15 protein-coding genes are annotated in these 18,340 nt (G+C 70.9%); 2 read left to right on the top strand and 13 right to left on the bottom strand.

Annotated elements, in window-relative coordinates; translation table 11 throughout:
• Window positions 1-15: 15 nt before the first annotated feature.
• The 8 genes from RS86_RS09225 to RS86_RS09190 all read right to left on the bottom strand — a co-directional run bounded on the left by RS86_RS09225 (window position 16) and on the right by RS86_RS09190 (window position 8,969).
• Window positions 16-747, bottom strand: coding sequence for a DUF6882 domain-containing protein (locus tag RS86_RS09225; protein ID WP_045271948.1), 732 nt, complete (start codon window positions 745-747; stop codon window positions 16-18).
• A 37-nt stretch (window positions 748-784) separates the two neighbouring features.
• Window positions 785-2,032, bottom strand: a complete 1,248-nt coding sequence (locus RS86_RS09220) for an MFS transporter (protein ID WP_052680183.1) — start codon at window positions 2,030-2,032, stop codon at window positions 785-787.
• Window positions 2,033-2,286: 254 nt separating this feature from the next.
• A complete protein-coding gene (locus RS86_RS09215) occupies window positions 2,287-3,090 on the bottom strand; it encodes an HpcH/HpaI aldolase family protein (RefSeq protein ID WP_045271946.1) in 804 nt (267 codons plus the stop codon).
• Window positions 3,075-3,860, bottom strand: coding sequence for a fumarylacetoacetate hydrolase family protein (locus RS86_RS09210; RefSeq protein WP_045271945.1), 786 nt, complete (start codon window positions 3,858-3,860; stop codon window positions 3,075-3,077). The genes RS86_RS09215 and RS86_RS09210 overlap by 16 nt, the downstream gene beginning before the upstream one ends.
• Before the next feature lie 139 nt (window positions 3,861-3,999).
• Window positions 4,000-5,163, bottom strand: coding sequence for a 3,4-dihydroxyphenylacetate 2,3-dioxygenase (hpaD, locus tag RS86_RS09205; RefSeq protein WP_045271944.1), 1,164 nt, complete (start codon window positions 5,161-5,163; stop codon window positions 4,000-4,002).
• A gap of 35 nt (window positions 5,164-5,198) precedes the next feature.
• Window positions 5,199-6,737 carry a 5-carboxymethyl-2-hydroxymuconate semialdehyde dehydrogenase gene (gene hpaE, locus RS86_RS09200; protein ID WP_045272100.1) on the bottom strand — a complete coding sequence of 513 codons (1,539 nt, stop codon included), beginning with the start codon at window positions 6,735-6,737 and terminating at the stop codon, window positions 5,199-5,201.
• Between the two features lie 43 nt (window positions 6,738-6,780).
• Window positions 6,781-7,446: a GntR family transcriptional regulator gene (locus tag RS86_RS09195; RefSeq protein WP_045271943.1), complete on the bottom strand. Its 666-nt coding sequence runs from the start codon at window positions 7,444-7,446 to the stop codon at window positions 6,781-6,783.
• Complete coding sequence (locus RS86_RS09190; RefSeq protein WP_045272099.1) at window positions 7,446-8,969, bottom strand: fumarylacetoacetate hydrolase family protein; 1,524 nt, start codon at window positions 8,967-8,969, stop codon at window positions 7,446-7,448. Before RS86_RS09190 ends, RS86_RS09195 begins: the two co-directional genes overlap by 1 nt.
• A 184-nt stretch (window positions 8,970-9,153) precedes the next feature.
• Here RS86_RS09190 and RS86_RS09185 point away from each other — a divergent pair, with 184 nt between their 5' ends.
• Window positions 9,154-10,533 (top strand): MFS transporter, encoded by a 1,380-nt coding sequence (locus RS86_RS09185; protein ID WP_045271942.1) that lies wholly within the window; start codon window positions 9,154-9,156, stop codon window positions 10,531-10,533.
• Between the two features lie 123 nt (window positions 10,534-10,656).
• Here the strand turns inward: RS86_RS09185 and RS86_RS09180 are convergent, their stop codons facing one another.
• Window positions 10,657-11,355 carry an IclR family transcriptional regulator gene (locus RS86_RS09180; protein ID WP_045271941.1) on the bottom strand — a complete coding sequence of 233 codons (699 nt, stop codon included), beginning with the start codon at window positions 11,353-11,355 and terminating at the stop codon, window positions 10,657-10,659.
• Between the two features lie 179 nt (window positions 11,356-11,534).
• Here RS86_RS09180 and RS86_RS09175 point away from each other — a divergent pair, with 179 nt between their 5' ends.
• The gene (locus RS86_RS09175; RefSeq protein ID WP_045272098.1) at window positions 11,535-13,403 is read left to right on the top strand and encodes an FAD-dependent monooxygenase; all 1,869 of its coding nucleotides are present in this window, start codon (window positions 11,535-11,537) and stop codon (window positions 13,401-13,403) included.
• Between the two features lie 149 nt (window positions 13,404-13,552).
• Here the strand turns inward: RS86_RS09175 and RS86_RS09170 are convergent, their stop codons facing one another.
• The 4 genes from RS86_RS09170 to RS86_RS09155 all read right to left on the bottom strand — a co-directional run bounded on the left by RS86_RS09170 (window position 13,553) and on the right by RS86_RS09155 (window position 18,319).
• Complete coding sequence (locus tag RS86_RS09170) at window positions 13,553-14,413, bottom strand: PhzF family phenazine biosynthesis protein (protein WP_045271940.1); 861 nt, start codon at window positions 14,411-14,413, stop codon at window positions 13,553-13,555.
• 56 nt (window positions 14,414-14,469) lie between these two features.
• Window positions 14,470-16,116, bottom strand: a complete 1,647-nt coding sequence (locus RS86_RS09165) for a thiamine pyrophosphate-binding protein (protein ID WP_045271939.1) — start codon at window positions 16,114-16,116, stop codon at window positions 14,470-14,472.
• Between the two features lie 201 nt (window positions 16,117-16,317).
• Window positions 16,318-17,841: an ATP-dependent DNA ligase gene (locus RS86_RS09160; protein ID WP_045271938.1), complete on the bottom strand. Its 1,524-nt coding sequence runs from the start codon at window positions 17,839-17,841 to the stop codon at window positions 16,318-16,320.
• A gap of 58 nt (window positions 17,842-17,899) precedes the next feature.
• Window positions 17,900-18,319 (bottom strand): hypothetical protein, encoded by a 420-nt coding sequence (locus RS86_RS09155; protein WP_045271937.1) that lies wholly within the window; start codon window positions 18,317-18,319, stop codon window positions 17,900-17,902.
• Window positions 18,320-18,340: the final 21 nt, after the last annotated feature.

Here is an 18,340-nt window from a genome sequence, read left to right as displayed (position 1 = left end):
TTCGGGTCGCCCGGATCAGGCCTGCGGGACCTGCCCGAGCTGCGACTCGACGCCGGCGATGCGGGCGTACTCGTCGAAGCGGAACGTGGCGCTGCCGCTCGCGTCGCTGACGACCGCTGCCGAGTAGGCCTCGTCGGCCCACTGCATGTTCCAGCCTGCGAGCCTCGCCAGATCCCACACCGAGGAGCGGGCATCGGAGAGCGTCAGCTCGGACAGGATCCGCGGCAGCGCGACGACGGCGTCGGAGACCGTGAGCGGAGGAAGGGGAGCGTCGAGCAGGAACACGGCCCGCGTGCCGCTGCCGACGGGTGCGGAGTAGTACGGCGAGCGTCCGGTGATCTCCTCGGCGATCGCGCCGATCTGGTGCGCGGCGCCGGCGATCCAGCCGTCCAGGTCCGCGTCGGCCTCGGCCGGGAAGGGCAGCTCCGCGTTCGAGAGCTCGTCGATCGAGTACGTCGTGCCGTAGTCGCGCAGGCTCGCGACCGACGGGTCGGATCCGCCCTGGGGGTGCGCCCAGGCCCACATCAGCGAGCGGGGTCCCGGGGCGATCGTGGCGACGAGCGATGCACGCGCGACGAGTCGGCGGTTCGGATCCGTCTCCGAGGTGAAGGTGAGGGTGCCCGCCGCGAGATCGGCGTCCCAGCGGTGCTCGCCCAGAGCGGCGGTCGCCGCGACCAGCTGGTCCTGACGGAGGGCGGCGAACAGCGCGGCGCGGTCGGCGAGAGGCGCGAGAGCGGGGAAGGTCATGCCCTCATCCTGCCGCGGACGCCTATGAATGCGCCAGTCAGACGCCGTCCGAGACGGGCTCGCGTTCGGCCGGAGCCGTCGCCCGTCCCATGCGCCAGATGCTCGGGACCAGCATCGTGCCCAGGGCGATGACGGCGTAGACGATCGCCGAGCCCACCATGAGCGCCGTCACGTCGGCGCGCGCGATCAGCCAGCCGAACGCGAGGGTGCCGATCGGCATCGCGACGAAACTGCCCAGCATGTCGTAGCTGGACACCCGGGAGAGCTTCTCCTCCGGGATCTGCTCCATCATCGTGACGTTCCAGCCGGTGCTGAACACCTCGACACCCGCACCTGCGACAAAGGCCGCGGCGACCAGGAGCAGCACGGAGGGGTGCACCCCGAGGAGCGTGAGCGGGATCGCCAGCGCGCTCATCCCCAGCATGCCGAGCCGCAGCGGACGCCGCAGCGGCAGCCAGAGCAGCAGCAGCGTCATCACCAGCACGCCGGCACCTTCCGCGCTGACCACCCATCCCCACCCTGCGATGCCGAGGAGTGGATCGTTCTTCGCGATGTACGGACCAGCGACGCCCCAGGCGCCCGCATGGATCGCGTTGAGGACCATGAACGCGAGCACGACGATCCAGAGCCACGGGCGGGACCAGAACTCACGCCACCCGTCGTGCAGATCGTGGAACAGTCCTGCACGCTGCCCGCGGACCGGTGGCGGAAGGCGCACGAGCGCCAGGAAGACGATCGCGAGCGCCCAGCCGGCCGCCTGGATCACCATGACCCAGGCGGGACCGGCGAGGGCGACGATGCCTCCCGCGACCACCGGGCCCGCGATCGTGGTGGCGGACCGGGCGAAGGACAGCAGGGCGTTCGCCTGCTGCAGATGACCGGGCGTGGTCAGCTGCGGGATCAGCCCCTGCATCGCGGGCATCACGAACGCGGCGGAGGCGCCGTTCAGCGCGGCGAGGCCGGCGAGCAGCGGCACGGTGGCGGTGTGCGTGAAGAGCAGGGCGGCCGTGGTGCCGATCGAGAGGATGTCCACTACATAGCTGGTCTGGATCACGAGCGCGCGCGGCAGCCGATCCGCGACGACGCCGCCGAGCAGCAGGAAGACGATGTTCGCCACGGTGAACGCGGTGAGCACGATCGAGAGCGCACCGGCGTCGTTGTCGATGCTCAGCACCGCGAACGCGAGCGCGATCGACGACATCGAGCCCGTGACGAGCGTGAGGGTGCGCGCCAGGAAGAACCAGCGGAACCCGCGGTCCTGCAGAGCTGCGAGGGCCTTCTTCACCCGCCCCATCCTGGCAGGTCCGTTCGGTCCGGCCGGTCCTGCTCCGCTGTCGAAGCGCGCAGATGGCTCCATATTCGGCGCGGATACAGCCATTTGCGCACTTTGTTTCCGGGGTGCGGCTCACCGGGCCCGGCGGAGGGCGGAGGCGACTCTGCGGGCCAGTTCCTCCGGACGCCTCAGCAGCGGGGCGGTCACCTCGATCACGATCCAGCCCGCGGCGCGCAGCGCGGCGATCTGAGCGCTCTGAACGGGGGTCAGTAGCTCACGGCGGGGCCGGAGGCCGGCGCCGGGAGGAAGCGCTTCGCGAGGGCCTCGGAGGCGCGGGCGAGCAGGGCGACGTCGGCGCCCACGGCGACGAACGAGGCGCCGGCGGCGATGTACCCATCGGCCGCGATCGGGTCGAACGCGTTCACGCCGACCGGCTTTCCGGCGGCGGCCACCGCGGCGAACACGTGCTCGACGGCCGCGACGACGTCGGGGTGGGTCTGCTGCCCGAGCAGGCCCATCGACGCCGACAGATCGGAGGGGCCGACGAACACCGCATCCACGCCGTCGACGGCGGCGATCTCGGCCGCCGCCGCCACGCCCGCCGAGGTCTCGATCTGCACGGTCAGGGACACGTGCTGCGCGGCCTCGAGGAGGTAGCCCTCGACGCGGTTCCAGCGGGCGCTGCGAGCCAGGGCGGATCCGACGCCGCGGATGCCCGCGGGGGGATACCGGGTCGCCGCCACCGCGGCGCGCGCCTCGTCGGCTGACGAGATCATCGGCACGATGAGGTTCTGCGCGCCGATATCGAGCACCTGCTTGATGGTCACAGGGTCGTTCCAGGGCACGCGCACGAGGGGCGTGATCGGGTAGGCGGCGACGGCCTGCAGCTGCACCTGGAGCGAGTCCAGCGTGTTGGCGGAGTGCTCGCCGTCGATGAGCAGCCAGTCCAGACCGCTCCCGGCCGCGATCTCCGTCACGAGCGGGCTGCCCGTGCACGACCACATCCCGATCAGGGCGCGGTCGGCACCGGCCAGGTGCTCGCGGAAGGTCGGATTCAGACGAAGCGGCATTCGATCGTTCCCATCGGTCCGTAGTCGCACAGCACCTCGTCGCCGCGCGCCACCCACATCGGGCGCGTGAACGATCCTGCCAGGATGATCTCGCCTGCCTCGAGACGCGCGCCGTGCTGATGGAACTTGTTCGCCAGCCACGCGACGCCGGTGGCCGGGTGACCCAGCACGCCGGCGGCGACGCCGGTCTCCTCGATCTCGCCGTTGCGCGACAGCACGCCGGGCACCCAGCGCAGGTCGATCTCGTCGGGACGCTTGTGCACGGTGCCGAGCACCATGGCCCCGTAGGCGGCGTTGTCGCTGATCGTGTCGACGATCGTGCGGCCCTCGAGCTCGATGTGCGAGTTCAGCACCTCGAGCGCCGGCACGGCGTAGTCGATCGCGGCGAGGGCGTCCTCGAGCGTGCAGTCGGGGCCGGAGAGCGGCGCCTTCAGCACGAACGCGAGCTCGACCTCGATGCGCACGTTCGAGAAGTGGTCGACCGGGATCTCGGATCCGGAGGGGTACACGGTGTCGTCGAACATCACGCCGTAGTCGGGCTCCGTGATGCCGGTGGCCTGCTGCATGGCCTTCGAGGTCAGGCCGATCTTGCGCCCCACGAGCCTGCGCCCTGCGGCCACCTGCGCGTCGCGCCAGACGCCCTGGATCGCGTACGAGTCCTCGACGGTCGCCTCGGGGTGACGCGCTGTGATGCGCGGGATCACGGCGTGCGTGCGGTCGGCCTCGGCCAGCTCTGCGGCAAGCGCGGTGATGGTGGATTCGGGGAGCATGGGTCGATCCTTTCGTGCAAGGGGGTCGTTGAGCGAGCACCGGCGAAGTCGGCGGGAGACGAAACGCGGTGTTCTGCAAGTGCGCCGCGTTTCGTCTCGGTCGCTGCGCGTCCTCGCTCAACGACCCCGAATGGCCGGACTACAGCTGGTGGCCGAGCTTGTACTCGCCCTGCTTCCACTCCGGCATGGCCTCGTCGTCGGCGGGCCGGGTGTAGCTGAACCCGTCGGCGCCGATCGTCACGGCCATCTCGCTGGAGTCGGTGCGGGCGACGACCGGCTGCGGGTTGCCGTCCAGGTCGAGCACGAGCGATGCGTCGGTGTACCAGGACGGGACGACGGGGTTGCCCCACCAGTCGCGGCGCTGGTTGTCGTGGACATCCCACGTGATCACCGGGTTGTCGGGGTCGCCCGTGTAGTAGTCCTGCGTGTAGACCTCGACGCGGTGGCCGTCGGGGTCGCGCAGGTACAGGTAGAACGCGTTGCTCACGCCGTGGCGGCCAGGTCCCCGCTCGATCGCGTCGGAGCGGCGGAGGGCGCCGAGCTTGTCGCAGATCGCGAGGATGTTGTGCTTCTCGTGCGTCGCGAAGCACACGTGGTGCATGCGGGGGCCGTCGCCGCCGGTCATGGCGGTGTCGTGCACGGTGGGCTTGCGGCGCATCCAGGCGGCGTAGACCGTGCCCTCGTCGTCCTGGATGTCCTCCGTGACGCGGAAGCCGAGGTCCTGCATGTACTTCACGGCGCGCGGCACGTCGGGCGTGACCTGGTTGAAGTGATCAAGGCGCACGAGCTCGCCCGGGATGTGCAGGTCGTAGCGCCAGCTCATCCGCTCGACGTGGTCGGTCTGGAAGAAGAACTCGTACGGGAAGCCGAGCGGATCCACGACGCGCACCGAGTCGCCGATGCCCTTCACGAAGCCGTCGGGGTTGCGGCGCACGTCGCAGCCGAGCTCGGTGTAGAACGCGACCGCGAGGTCGAGATCCTCCGGCGTCCGCACGCGGTACGAGAACGCGGCGACGGCCGCGACCGGGCCCTTGCGCAGCACGAGGTTGTGGTGGATGAACTCCTCCGTGGAGCGGAGGTAGATCGCCTCGTCGTCCTCCTCGGTCACGTACAGGCCGAGCACGTCGACGTAGAACACCCGCGAGGCGGCGAGGTCGGTGACGACGAGCTCCATGTACGCGCAGCGGAGCACGTCCGGCGGCGGAGAGGAGGGGGTGGCGACCGGGTTGTCGGTCGTGATGGGCGCCTCCTGGCTGGTGAAGAAGCCGGAGGAGGTGGGCGTCATGTCTGCACGATTGGTCATGTCAGCGTCCTTGCGTGATGAGTTTCGGGATCCGGTCAGCGGGGGTCCGGGTCGTCGAGGTCCTGCTCGGCGGGCGGCGTCTGCTTGCCGAACACCGGGTTGTGCGGGGCGCCGAGCGTGATGTGCACGCTCTGCTGGTCGGTGTAGAAGTCGATCGAGCGGTAGCCGCCCTCGTGACCGAGTCCGGACGCCTTCACACCGCCGAACGGGGTGCGCAGGTCGCGCACGTTGTTCGAGTTCAGCCACACCATGCCGGCTTCGACGGCGCCCGCGAAGTTGTGCGCGCGCTTGAGGTCGTTGGTCCAGATGTAGGCGGCGAGGCCGTAGCGCGTGTTGTTCGCGAGGGCGAGCGCCTCCTCGTCGGTGTCGAAGGGGGTGATCGCGACGACCGGGCCGAAGATCTCCTCCTGGAAGATCCGGGCATCAGGGGCGACGTCGGCGAACACGGTCGGCGCGACGTAGTTGCCCGTGGGGAAGCCCTCGGGGCGTCCGCCGCCGGCGACGAGGCGGCCTTCGCCCTTGCCGATCTCGACGTAGCTCATGACCTTGTCGTAGTGCTCCGGGTGCACCAGGGCGCCGACCTCGGTCGTCGGGTCGTGCGGCAGCCCGACCTTGACGCGCTTGGCCTGCGCCGCGTAGCGCTCGACGAACTCGTCGTAGACCTCGCGCTGCACGAGGATGCGGGATCCGGCCGTGCACCGCTCGCCGTTCAGCGAGAACACGCCGAAGATGCAGGCGTCGATCGCGGTGTCGAGGTCGGCGTCGGCGAACACCACGGCGGGGCTCTTGCCACCGAGCTCCATGGACAGGCCCTTCAGGAACGGCGCGGCGTTGCCGAAGATGATCTGGCCGGTGCGGCTCTCGCCGGTGAACGAGATGAGCGGCACGTCGGGGTGCTTGACGAGCGCGTCGCCGGCGTCCTCGCCGAGGCCGTTGACGAGGTTGAAGACGCCCTTCGGGAGTCCTGCTTCCTCGAAGATGCCCGCCCACAGGGACGCGGACAGCGGCGTGAACTCGGCGGGCTTCAGGACGACCGTGTTGCCGGTCGCGAGCGCGGGGCCGAGCTTCCACGACTCGAGCATGAACGGGGTGTTCCACGGCGTGATGAGACCCGCGACGCCGATCGGCTTGCGGTTGACGTAGTTCATCTGCTTGCCGGGCACCTTGAACGCGTCGTCGGCCTGCGCGACGATCAGGTCCGCGAAGAAGCGGAAGTTCTCGGCGGCGCGGCGGGCCTGGCCCAGCGCCTGCGTGATCGGGAGGCCGGAGTCGTACGACTCCAGCTCGGCGAGGCGCGCATCGCGGGATTCGACGATGTCGGCGATCCTGTGCAGCACGCGCGAGCGCTCGCGGGGGACCATGCGCGGCCAGGGGCCCTCGTCGAAGGCGCGCTTGGCGGCGGCGACGGCGCGCTCGATGTCGGCCTTCTTGCCGGCGGCGGCGAGCACATAGGTCTCGTTCGTGACGGGGTTGAGCACCTCGAAGGTGTCGCCGTCGAGGGAGTCGACGAACTCGCCGTCAATATAGTGCTGGATCTTCTCCGGCAGATCTGCCGGGGCGTAGGCGTCGGTCATCATCGTCCTTCCGGGGTGGTTCTGAATGGCTTCGGTGGTGCGGTCAGAGGATCTCGGGGTGCAGCGCCGCGAGGAACGCGTCGCGCGTGCGCCAGCGGTGGTTGCGGGCGGCGAGCTCGATCTCGAGAGGATCGGCACCCGTGCGGATCAGCTCCACGATCTGGATGTGCTCCTCGACGGAGTGCTCGGCGCGTCCCGGGACGAAGGCGAACGTCGACTCGCGGATGCCGCTCAGGCGCGCCCAGCCGCGGTGCACGAGGTCGAGGATGTGCGGGTTCGGGCACGGTTCGTAGAGCACGGAGTGGAACTGGCGGTTCAGCTCGGTGAACCGGTGCGCGTCGAAGTTCTCGAGGAGGCGCGTCATCCGGTCGTTGACCTCGAGCGCCTGATCCAGTGCCGACGCGTCCAGGAGCGGGGCGGACAGCGACGTCGCCGCGCCCTCCACCAGGCCCAGGGTCTGCATGGTGTGCGCGTACTCGCTCTCGTCGACGAGCGTGACCCGCGCGCCGACGTTGCGCTCGAACGTGACGAGCCCTTCGGCCTCGAGCCTGCGGATCGCCTCGCGCACCGGGACCACGCTCATGCCGAGCTCGTCCGCGATCGTGCCGAGCACCAGGCGGAAGCCGGGACCGTAGGCGTGGGAGGCGATGCGCGCGCGGATCCAGGCGTACGCCTGCTCCGACTTGCTGCCGGCGAGGATGTCGGTCATCAGTCGTTCTTCGTCTCGCTGCGCTCGCTCAGGAACCGGTCGGCCTGCACGGCGTCGTACTTCGCGCGCCAGGCGGCGTTCATCGGGAAGAGCCCGTCCACCGGGTGGCCGGCCTCCACCTGCTCGGCGATCCAGGCGTCCTCGTCCTCCTGCGCGAGGGTGGCATCGACGACCTCTTCGACGAGGGCGGGCGGGATCACGATCACGCCGTCGCTGTCGCCGACGATGATGTCGCCCGGCTGCACCGTGGCACCGCCGCAGGCGATCGTCACGTCGACGTCCCACGGGACGTGCTTGCGGCCGAGCACGGAGGGGTGCGCGCCCTGCGAGAACACGGGCAGGCCGATCTCCGCGACCGCCGCGAAATCGCGCACGCCGCCGTCGGTGACCACGCCGGCGGCGCGGCGGGCCTTGGCGCGCAGCGCGAGGATGTCGCCGAGCGTTCCGGTGGTGGCGTCGCCGCGGGCCTCGATCACGATGATCTCGCCCTCGTCGACGGCGTCGAAGCAGCGCTTCTGCGCGTTGTAGCCGCCGCCGTGACTCTTGAAGAGGTCTTCACGGGCGGGGACGAAGCGCAGGGTCTTCGCGGTGCCGACGATCTTCGCTCCGGGCAGATTGGCCGAGACGCCGTCGATGAAGCACGCGTGCAGGCCGCGCTTGCGGAGCTGGGCGCTGAGGCCGGCGGTCGGCGCCGCGATGAGCTTGGCGCGGAGCTGCGGGTCGAGCCCGGAAGCTGCGGGCGTCGCGGCGGGCGCTTCGACGGGCTCGGCGGCGGGGGCAAGACCCGCGTCTTCGCGCGAGCCCCAGGCCTCCGCGCGCTGAAGGTCGTCCACGGCGGGGAGGGATCCGAGAGCGCCGTCGAAGGCGACGGTGCCCTGCGTGACGGTCGTGCGCAGTCCGCCGGAGGTGAGCGTCTTGGAGGAGTGCGGGGCGTCGACCTCGACCACGACCACGTCTCCGGGGACGATCACGCTGGATCCGGCAGGGGTGCCGGTCAGGATGATGTCGCCGGGCTCGAGCGTGAAGTGCTGGGAGAGGTCGGCGATCAGCTGCGGGAGCGGGAACAGCAGGCCGCTGGTCTCGTCGTCCTGGCGCAGGTCGCCGTTCACCCAGGCGCGCACGCGCAGCTCGGCGGGGTCGACGTCGGCCGCCGGGATGAGGTCGGGGCCGAGCGGGGTGTAGCCGTCGCCGCCCTTGGAGCGGACGTTCGAGCCCTTGTCGTTCGCGCGCAGGTCGTACAGGCCGAGGTCGTTCGACGCGGTCACCCAGGCGACGTGCGACCAGGCGTCCTCGACGCTCACCCGGTGCGCGGCGGTGCCGATGATGAGCGCGATCTCGCCCTCGAAGGCGAGCAGCTCGGTGCCGGCTGGGCGCTCCACGACGCCGTCGGTGCCGGCCACGGAGGAGGACGGCTTGAAGAAGTAGGAGGGGGAGGCAGGGGTGCGTCCGCGCTGGTCGGCACGTGAGCGGTAGTTGAGGTGGATCGCGATGATCTTGCCGGGCCGGTCGATCGGTGCGGACATGGGCGCCTCCTCGCGCAGTGGGTGCCAGAGAGGGTGCTCCTTGGCTTCGTATTCGAAATCGTATATCATCGGGTCGAGCCCGGCAAGCATGGGATCGGGATCCGTCCGCAGGATCCTGAACCCTCGTGACGGGCACGACGACGATGTCGGCCAAGACGACGACGTCCCATGCAAAGGAGACAGCATGTCCGCAGAATCCTCCCCGGGCTTCACGCCCACAGGAACCATCGCCTCAGCGGCGGACCGGCGGCGGGTGGTCTTCGCCACCGTCATCGGCACCACGGTCGAGTGGTACGACTTCTTCATCTACGCCACCGCGGTGGGACTGGTGTTCGGCCAGCTCTTCTTCAAGGATCTCGGTGCCAACAGCGCTCTGGTCGGTTTCGCGACGGTCGGCGTCAGCTTCCTGTTCCGCCCCCTTGGCGCATTCCTGGCCGGCCACTTCGGCGACAAATTCGGTCGCAAGGCGGTCCTGATGTGGACGCTGATCCTGATGGGTGCGGCGACAGCGCTGATCGGCGTGCTTCCCGATGCCAACGCGATCGGGGTCGCGGCGCCGATCCTGCTGGTGCTGCTGCGCATCCTGCAGGGCATCTCGGCCGGCGGGGAGTGGGGTGGCGCGGTGCTGATGGCCGTCGAGCACGCACCCAAGGCCAAGCGCGGCATCTTCGGTGCGGCGCCGCAGATCGGCGTGCCACTCGGCCTGCTGATCGCCTCTGGCGTGATGGCGGTCATGGCGCTGGTCGCGCCGGGCGACCAGTTCCTGTCCTGGGGCTGGCGGATCCCGTTCCTGCTCAGCGTGGTGCTGATCGTGGTCGGCTACTACGTGCGGCGCCGGGTCGAGGAGAGCCCGGTGTTCACCGAATTGGCCGAGCGCAAGGAGGCGGCGAGCATGCCGATCGTGCAGCTGTTCCGCAAGCACCTGCTGCTCGTGATCATCGCTGCACTCGTCTTCGCCGGCAACAACGCAGTCGGTTACATGACCACCGGGGGCTACATCCAGGGGTACGCGACCAACCCCGATGGTGCGCTCAAGCTCGACCGCGGACCCGTGCTGTGGGCGGTGGCCGGCTCTGCCGTCACTTGGCTGCTGTCGACCCTGGTCGCCGGATGGATCTCGGATCGGATCGGGCGCCGGACCACCTACATCGTCGGATGGATCCTGCAGCTCGTGGGCGTGTTCACGCTGTTCCCGCTGGTGAACACGGGGCAGGTCGGACTGCTGTTCGTGGCCCTCGCCATCCTCACGATCGGTCTCGGCTTCACGTACGGTCCGCAGGCGGCGCTGTACACCGAGCTCTTCCCCGCCTCGATCCGGTTCTCCGGAGTCTCGATCTCCTACGCGATCGGGGCCATCGCCGGAGGCGCCTTCGCTCCGACGATCGCGACCGCGATCGTGCAGGCCACCGGATCCACCATGGCCGTCACCTGGTACCTCGCGGGCATGACCGTGATCGGCCTTCTCGCGACGCTCCTGCTGCGCGACCGCAGCGGCATCCCGCTCGGGCCGGAGGCCGAGGCCGAGCAGGCCGTCAGTCCGATCCGCGGGCTCTCGCGGGTCTGAGGCCGGCGGGCGCGGGGCTGCTCCGCGCCCGCAACTCCGAAGGTTCCTTGCAACTCTGCAGGACGATGCGTGATCGTCCTGCAGAGTTGCGTTCGTCCTGCGGACTGAGGCTGGTGGTCCGGCTCAGGCCCCGAGCGCGTCGCGGATCGTCGTCGCCGAGCGCTCCAGGCGTGCGGCGATCTCCGCGTCGGTGCGGTCCGTGGCGACGTGCAGGACGGCGATCGCGGCCGGGCGCTGTCCGCGCAGGGCGAGTGGCACCGCCACGGACTGCACGGTCGGGATCACCTCGTCATGACTCGTGGCGTATCCCGTGGTGCGCACGCCGGCGGCCTCCGCGCGCAGCGCCGCACCGGCGCCCGAGGGCCACTCCGGCTCGGTGAGCTGGGCGAGGATCGCCTTGCCCGGCGCGCCTACGGTGACCGAGTGCCGCGCGCCAGGGTGCTGGGCGACGCTCGCCACGGCGTGGCGCGGCTCCACGCTCACGAGGGTGATGCATTCCTCGCCGTCGAGCACCGCGAGGAAGCAGGTCATGCCGAGCTCGTTCGCGACGGCGGTGAGCTCGGGGAGGGCTTCAGCCTGCAGATCGTTCGCGACGCCGGCGGCGAGGGCGGCCATGCGCGCACCCAGCGCGACGAGGCCCGAGGCGTCCCGCGAGACGAGCCCGTGATCCTCGAGCGTGCGCAGCAGCCGGTAGGCGATCGAGCGGTGCACGCCGAGCGCTGCGGCGATCTCGTCGATCGAGAGGGGTCCGCGCGCGTCGGCGAGGACCTCCAGGATCCGGATGCCGCGGCTGAGGGTCTGCGAAGCGGGGGCGTCGGCCATGAATGCTCCTCGCGTCTTGATCGCTCGCGCGACCTCGGATAGTCTGTGTTCAATAGTAGAACGTCATGTTCGAATATAGAACACGACGATGCGAGGCGCAAGACATTCTCGCGAAGCGCATGATCCGCGCACCAGCCCGAACCGAGCCCGACGGCGCCGTCAGGAAGGAATCGACGACGATGCAGTTCCACCACCACGGATACGTCTCCCACGACCCCCGCGTGCTCCCCGCCGCAGGGACGGGCATCGACCGTCCCGCGGACCTCCCCGACACGATGGATGTCCTGATCGTCGGATCCGGCCCTGCGGGCATGCTCCTCGCCGCCCAGATGTCGCAGTATCCCGACGTCACCACGCGGATGATCGAGAAGCGCGGCGGACGCCTCGTGCTCGGCCAGGCGGACGGCATCCAGCCGCGCAGTGTCGAGACCTTCCAGGCGTTCGGCTTCGCCGAGCGGATCGTCGCCGAGGCCTACAACATCGGCTGGATGAACTTCTGGGGCCCGGATCCGGAGAACCGCCAGAACATCGTCCGTACCGCGCGGACCGCCGACTACGCCTACGACATCTGCGAGTTCCCGCACCTCATCGTGAACCAGGCGCGCGTGCTCGACTACTTCGCCGAAGCAGCCGCCGACGGCCCGGGGCGGATCCTGCCGGACTACGGCGTGGAGTTCCTCGGCCTCACCGTGCACGAGGAGGGGGAGCACCCCGTCGAGGTGCGGGTGCGCTACTCCGCGGGGGAGCGCGCAGGCGAGGAGCGCACCATCCGCGCGAAGTACGTCGCCGGTTGCGACGGCGCCCGCAGCGGCGTGCGCGAGGCGATCGGCCGCAAGCACGTCGGCGGGATCTCCGCGCACGCCTGGGGCGTCATGGACGTGCTGGTCAACACCGATTTCCCGGACTGGCGCACCAAGTGCGCGATCAACGCCGAGGCGGGCAACATCCTGCACATCCCGCGCGAGGGCGGCTACCTCAGCCGCATGTACATCGATCTCGGCGAGGTCGCCGCCGACGACAACCACGCCGTGCGCGCGACGCCGATCGAGGCGATCATCACCAAGGCGAACGAGATCCTGCACCCCTACGCGATCGACGTGAAGGAGGTCGCCTGGCACAGCGTGTACGAGGTCGGCCACCGGATCACGGACGGCTTCGACGACGTGGATCCCGGTTCCGTCGCCGCGCCGCGCGTCTTCCTCACCGGCGACGCCTGCCACACGCACAGCGCCAAGGCGGGGCAGGGCATGAACGTGTCGATGCAGGACGGATTCAACCTCGGCTGGAAGCTCGGCTCGGTGCTCACCGGCCGCGCCCCCGCCGCGCTGCTGTCGACCTACGGCGCCGAGCGGCATCCTGTCGCCCAGCAGCTCATCGACTTCGACCGCGAGTGGTCCTCGCTCATGGCGCGCAAGCCCGAGGAGATCTCGGACCCGCAGGAGCTGGCGAAGTACTACCTCGCTACGGCGGAGTTCCCCTCGGGGTTCATGACGCAGTACACCTCGTCGATGATCACCGGATCCGATGCGCATCAGGCGCTGGCCGCGGGCTTCCCGCTCGGCAAGCGCTTCAAGAGCGCCGAGGTCGTGCGCGTATCCGACGGCAACGTCATCCACCTGGGCCACCACGCCAAGGCCGACGGCCGCTGGCGCCTGTACGCGTTCGGCGACGCCGCCGGTTCCGGGCTGGACGCGTGGGCCGAGGCCGCGGCGCCCGTGCTCGCCCGCTTCACCCCGGCCGACGGCGACGTGGACGCGGTGTTCGATGTGAAGGCGATCTCGCAGCAGTCCTACGAGGACCTCGACGTCACGACCGCCCCCGCGCTGTTCCAGCCGAAGACCGGCCCGCTCGGTCTCACCGACTGGGAGAAGCTGTACGCCGCGGCGCCCTCGCACTGGTCGACGACGGACATCTTCGCCGAGCGCGAGCTGTCCCGCGAAGGCGTGGTGGTGGTGGTCCGCCCGGACCAGTACGTCGCCGCGATCCTGCCGCTCGACGGTGTCGACGAGCTCGCCTCGTTCCTGGAGGGTGCCTTCCTGGAGGTGTGAGGCAGGGCCGGCCATTCCTGCGCCCGCTCCGGGGAGGGGCGGTGCCCACCGTGTCCCACTTTGTGCGGGGTGGTGTCCCACTTTCGGCTGTGAAACAGGCCGAAACCCAGCCAAAAGTGGGACACGGTCGGAAATTCGGCCGGGCGGACTCAGCCCGGGATCCTCGTCGCCCCGCCGGTCACGACGATGCCGCCGGACTCCGGGATCGTGACCGTCAGCAGGCTCGGGCGGCCGACATGCGCGCCCTGGTGGATCCGCACGATGCGGGCCTCGGGGACGCGGCCGATCGCGCGCAGGTAGGCGCCGGTCGCGGCGGCGGCGGATCCGGTCGCCGGGTCCTCGGTGATGCGTGCGACGGGGAAGATGTTGCGGGCGAGGAACTCGCGCTCCGATAGGGCGTGCAGCACGGTGATCGTGCCGGTCCAGCCCTGCGCGAGCATGAGCTCGGCCACGGGCTCCGGCGCGAACCGGAACTGGTGGAAGATCTCCGGATCCCGCAGCACCAGCACGGGGTGCCAGTTGCCCGCGAAGGCCTCCCGCGGCGGGTAGGCCGGATCCAGGTCGTCGGTGCGCAGCGAGAGCAGCTCGAGGGTTCGGCCGAGGACCTGCGGATCCAGCGCGCGCACGGTCGGCTCGACGCTCGTGAAGGAGACCTCGATCCCGTCCGCCGCTGATGTCGCCGCGATCGCGACTTCACCCACGGGCGTGTCGAAGACCATCGCGCCCGGTCCCTCGCGCTCGGCGAGCACCACGGCGGTGGCGACGGTCGCGTGCCCGCAGAACGGGACCTCCGCGGCGGGCGACCAATATCGGATCCGGTGCCGCCGGACGCCGTCGACGGTCGCGGAGGAGAGCAGGAACGCGGTCTCCGGATATCCGACATCCGCGGCGATCCGCAGCATCTCGGCATCGGTCAGGGCGGCGGCGCCGAGGACGATGCCGGCCGGGTTGCCGCCCTCGGGCGCATCGGCGAAGGCGGCGTAGCGGAGGATCTCGGGGCTGGCGCTCATGAGACCGAGCCTAGGGCGAGCGGGCGATCCGAGGACGGCCCGGATCGCCCGACGCGTCAGGAGTTCACCCGGATGATCTCCTCCTGGTACGGGGCGACCACGTCGCCGGAGATCCGCAGATCGAGCACGAGGAACGGGCGGGCGGCCGGATCCTCTGTGCTCCAGGAGGCGAGGCGGTCGAGGTCGGCGAGCGTGCGCACGGCAACCCCCTCGGCGCCCACGGCGGCGGCGAACGCGGAGAAGTCGACCTGGGGGATGAGCATGGGCTCGCGGGCCAGGCCCTTGAGACCGTACAGGTTCACCTCGGCGCCATAGGCGGCGTCGTTCCAGATCACGGCCATGCCGCGGCCTCCGGCGGCGCGGACGGCCGACTCGAGGTCGGCGATCGCCATGAGGCCGCCGCCGTCGCCGGAGGTGAGCACCACGGTCGCCTCGGGGCGGGCGCGCGTGGCGCCGACGACGCTCGGCCAGCCCTGACCGATCGCCTGGAACGCGGTGCCGATCATCATCATCCGGTCGGGCGACGCGACCGGCCAGTACATGTTCGCCCAGCCGATGAAGTGCCCGCCGTCCGAGACCACGACGCGATCCGCAGGGAGCAGCTCGGCGATGCGGCGCGCCGCGGAGCGCGGGTCGAGCCGGCCGTCGGGTGCGGCCTCATCGCCGGCCTCGTAGACGCGGGCGGCGGCGACGTCGACGCTCTCGCGCCAGCCGGATCCGTCGACCCCGTGCAGCCGCGACACGAGCGCCTCGGCCGCGAGCCGGGCGTCGGCGCGCACGAAGCCGCCGACGTGCGCGTGCGTGGCCGCGGGGGCCACATCGATCTGGAAGACCTGCGTGCCCGGGGCGAACAGCGCGCCGAACCGCATCGTGAACTGGTTGAGCGACGCGCCGAACACCACGGCGACGTCGGCCTCGCGGATGAGCTCCATCGCACCCTCAGCGCCGAAGCCGCCGGTCACGCCGAGGTCGAAGCGCTGGTCGGGGAACACCCCGCGGCCGAGCGCGGAGGACGCGGTGAGGGCGCCCGTCGCATCGGCGAGGGCACCCAGGGCCTCGCCTGCACCGGCGAGCCAGGCACCGCGGCCGGCGAGCAGGAACGGGCGCTTCGCGGAACGCAGGGCCGCGGCGAGCCGGTCGAGCATCCCCTCGGCGAACTCGCCCTTCGGGGCCAGCGGCGCCGGGACACGCGGGGCGGGGGCGGCGGCCACCTCGCCCGCCTCGAGGGCGGCGACGTCGTAGGGGATCGCCAGGACGACCGGCACGCGGTAGGTGAGGGCGTGCTCGATCGCGATGATCGTGGTGGCAGCCGCATCGGCGCGGCCCACGGTGTACGTGCGGGCGCCGACGCCCGAGGCGAGAGCGATCTGGTCGACGTCCCAGGGGCGCGGGCCGCTCGTGGGCTCGTCGCCGACGACGAGCACGAGCGGAATGCGCGCCTGCACCGATTCGGCGAGGGCCGTGAGCGTGTTGGTGAAGCCGGCGCCGTAGGTGCTGGTGGCGGCGGCGATGCGGCCCGAGGCGCGGAAGTGCGCGTCGGCGGCGACCACGGCCCCCTGCTCGTGACGGACGGCGGTGAACGTGGCGTCGGTCTGCTTCTCGATCGCGTCGAGGAAGTAGGCGTTGCCGTTGCCCATCACGCCGAAGACGGCGTCGATGTGCTGGGCGAGGGTGAGGGCGACGTGCGCGGAGACGGTGGGCATGCTGAACGGCCTTTCGAGACGACAACGGAACGAGGATCCGTATGTGTCTCGCCGGAGCGCGTCGTCGCACTGCGGGCTTCGTGCCCCTTTTTCGAGCACCGGCGCAGCAGCGGGTCGCGCATGCGCCGGACCCGTTCATTCTAGCGAGCGCCGGACGGGCGCGCGGATCGCTCTCAGAGGGAGCGGGGCCGCCGGGGCAGGTCACTCCCGGAGCAGTGCGCGGAGGGTCTGGATCGTGTCGGCATCGGCCGCCGTCTTGTCGGGGCGGTAGTGCTTGACGCGAGCGAAGCGCAGCGCGATCCCGCCGGGGTAGCGCGGAGAGTGCTGCACCCCGTCGATCGCGATCTCGACAACGATCTCGGGGCGCAGGAACACGGCCGCGCCCGTGCGTCGCGTCTCGTACCCGGGGAAGGTCTCCGTCTGCCAGCGCAGCAGCTCGTCGGTGAGGCCCTTGAAGGTCTTGCCGACCATGACGAACTCTCCCGGTTCGCCGAACTCGCCGACCGGATCCCTCGCGCCGAGATGCAGGTTCGAGAGCCAGCCGCGGCGGCGCCCGGATCCCCATTCCGCGCCCAATACGACGAGGTCATAGGTGAGCACGGGCTTGACCTTCACCCAGGACTTGCCGCGGCGCCCCGCTGCGTAGGCGGATCCGATCGCCTTGACCACCACGCCCTCGTGCCCGGCGGCCAGCGCCTCCCGGGAGAGGTGCTCGGCGGTTTCGGCGTCCGCGGTGACGATGCCGGGCATGCGCCAGGCGCCGGCCACCCGCTCGAGCTCGGCGAGGCGTTCCGAGAGCGGCTCGTCGAGGAGGTCGCGGCCGTCGACGTGGAGCAGATCGAAGAACCAGGGCCGCAGCACGAGCTCGCGCGAGGCATCGGCGCCGAATCGCGACATGGTCTGCTGGAACGGGCGAGGCCCGCCGTCCTCGTCGAGCGAGAGGGTCTCGCCGTCGAGGATGAGGTCGCGGGCGGGCAGCGCGCGCACGATCTCGACGATCTCGGGGAGCCGGTGCGTGACGTCCGCGAGGCTGCGCGTGAAGATCCGGACATCGTCGCCGTGGCGGTGCACCTGGATGCGCGCGCCGTCGAGCTTGTACTCCACCGAGGCCTCGCCGGTGATCTCCAAAGCGGCGCTCGGGGTCGTGGCGCTCGCCGCGAGCATCGGCAGCACGGGGCGCCCCACGGCGAGCCCCACGGCATCCAGGTCCTCCGCGGTGCCGGTGAGGGCGATGATCGCGGTCGCGCCGAGATCGCCGGAGAGCATCGCCGCCCGCCGGACGGTGGCGGAGGGGCGGTCGGCGGCGCGGGCGATCGCGTCGAGCAGCACGCCCGCGAGCGCGCCGGTGCGCAGCTCGCCGAGCATCGCGCGCACGAGGAAGTCCCATTCCTCCGCCGTGGCACGGGCGGCCAGTTCCGCGAGGAGGGCGGAGCGCGCCGCGGCGGATCCGGATCCCGCCACCGCGGCCAGGTCGTCGAGTGCGCGGTCGACGTCGGCGACGGTCAGGGAGGACGTCTCGGCGGGCGTCGCCTCGACCGCGGTGATCCCGCGCCATCCGACGCCGAGCCTGCCCTGTCGCGGCGAGGCGAGGAGCAGGCCGACGAGCGGCGCGAGCTCTTCGGGATCCGCGCTCTGGAGCAGTCGCGCCAGCACCTCGATCTTCGCCAGGCGAGACGAGGTGGCGGCGGCCTCTCCGGTCGCGGTGACGAGCGCGCTGAGCCTCATGACGGCATTGTCGCACCGGCTTCCGACATCGCGGATCCAGGACGCTGTCGGTGCCGTCTCAGCGTGAGCGCCGGACGAGCGCGAGCAGCGCGCGCCCATAGGCCTCGGACGGGTCCGGGTGCTCGAAGCCCATGCGCTCGCCCGCGATCTCGATCTCGACGCGGAAGGCGTCGTCGAGCCGCACGAGGCGGCGGAACGTGCCGCGCAGGAGGTCGCGGAGCTGATCCTCGCGGGGAAGCCAGACGGCATCGGCCAGCGTCACCGCGTCGAGCGCCCACTCGGTGGTGCCGTTGAACGCGAGGATCGTGCCGGTCGGGGTCTGCCGCGCCTCGATCGTCATCGTGCTGACCGTGTAGGTGTCGGCCTCGGCCTCCAGCTCCACCTCGTCCGGGAGGTCGAGCTGGAAGCGGTCGCCCTCGGCCGGGTGCCAGGCGAGGCCCGCGTCACGCAGGGCGAGCGCGAGCTCGCGGGCGATCACTCCGCGCTCCTGGTCATCGTC

The organism is Microbacterium azadirachtae, assembly GCF_000956505.1.
Classification (GTDB): Bacteria; Actinomycetota; Actinomycetes; order Actinomycetales; family Microbacteriaceae; genus Microbacterium; species Microbacterium azadirachtae_A.
This window is presented reverse-complemented; position numbering and strand designations above follow the sequence as displayed.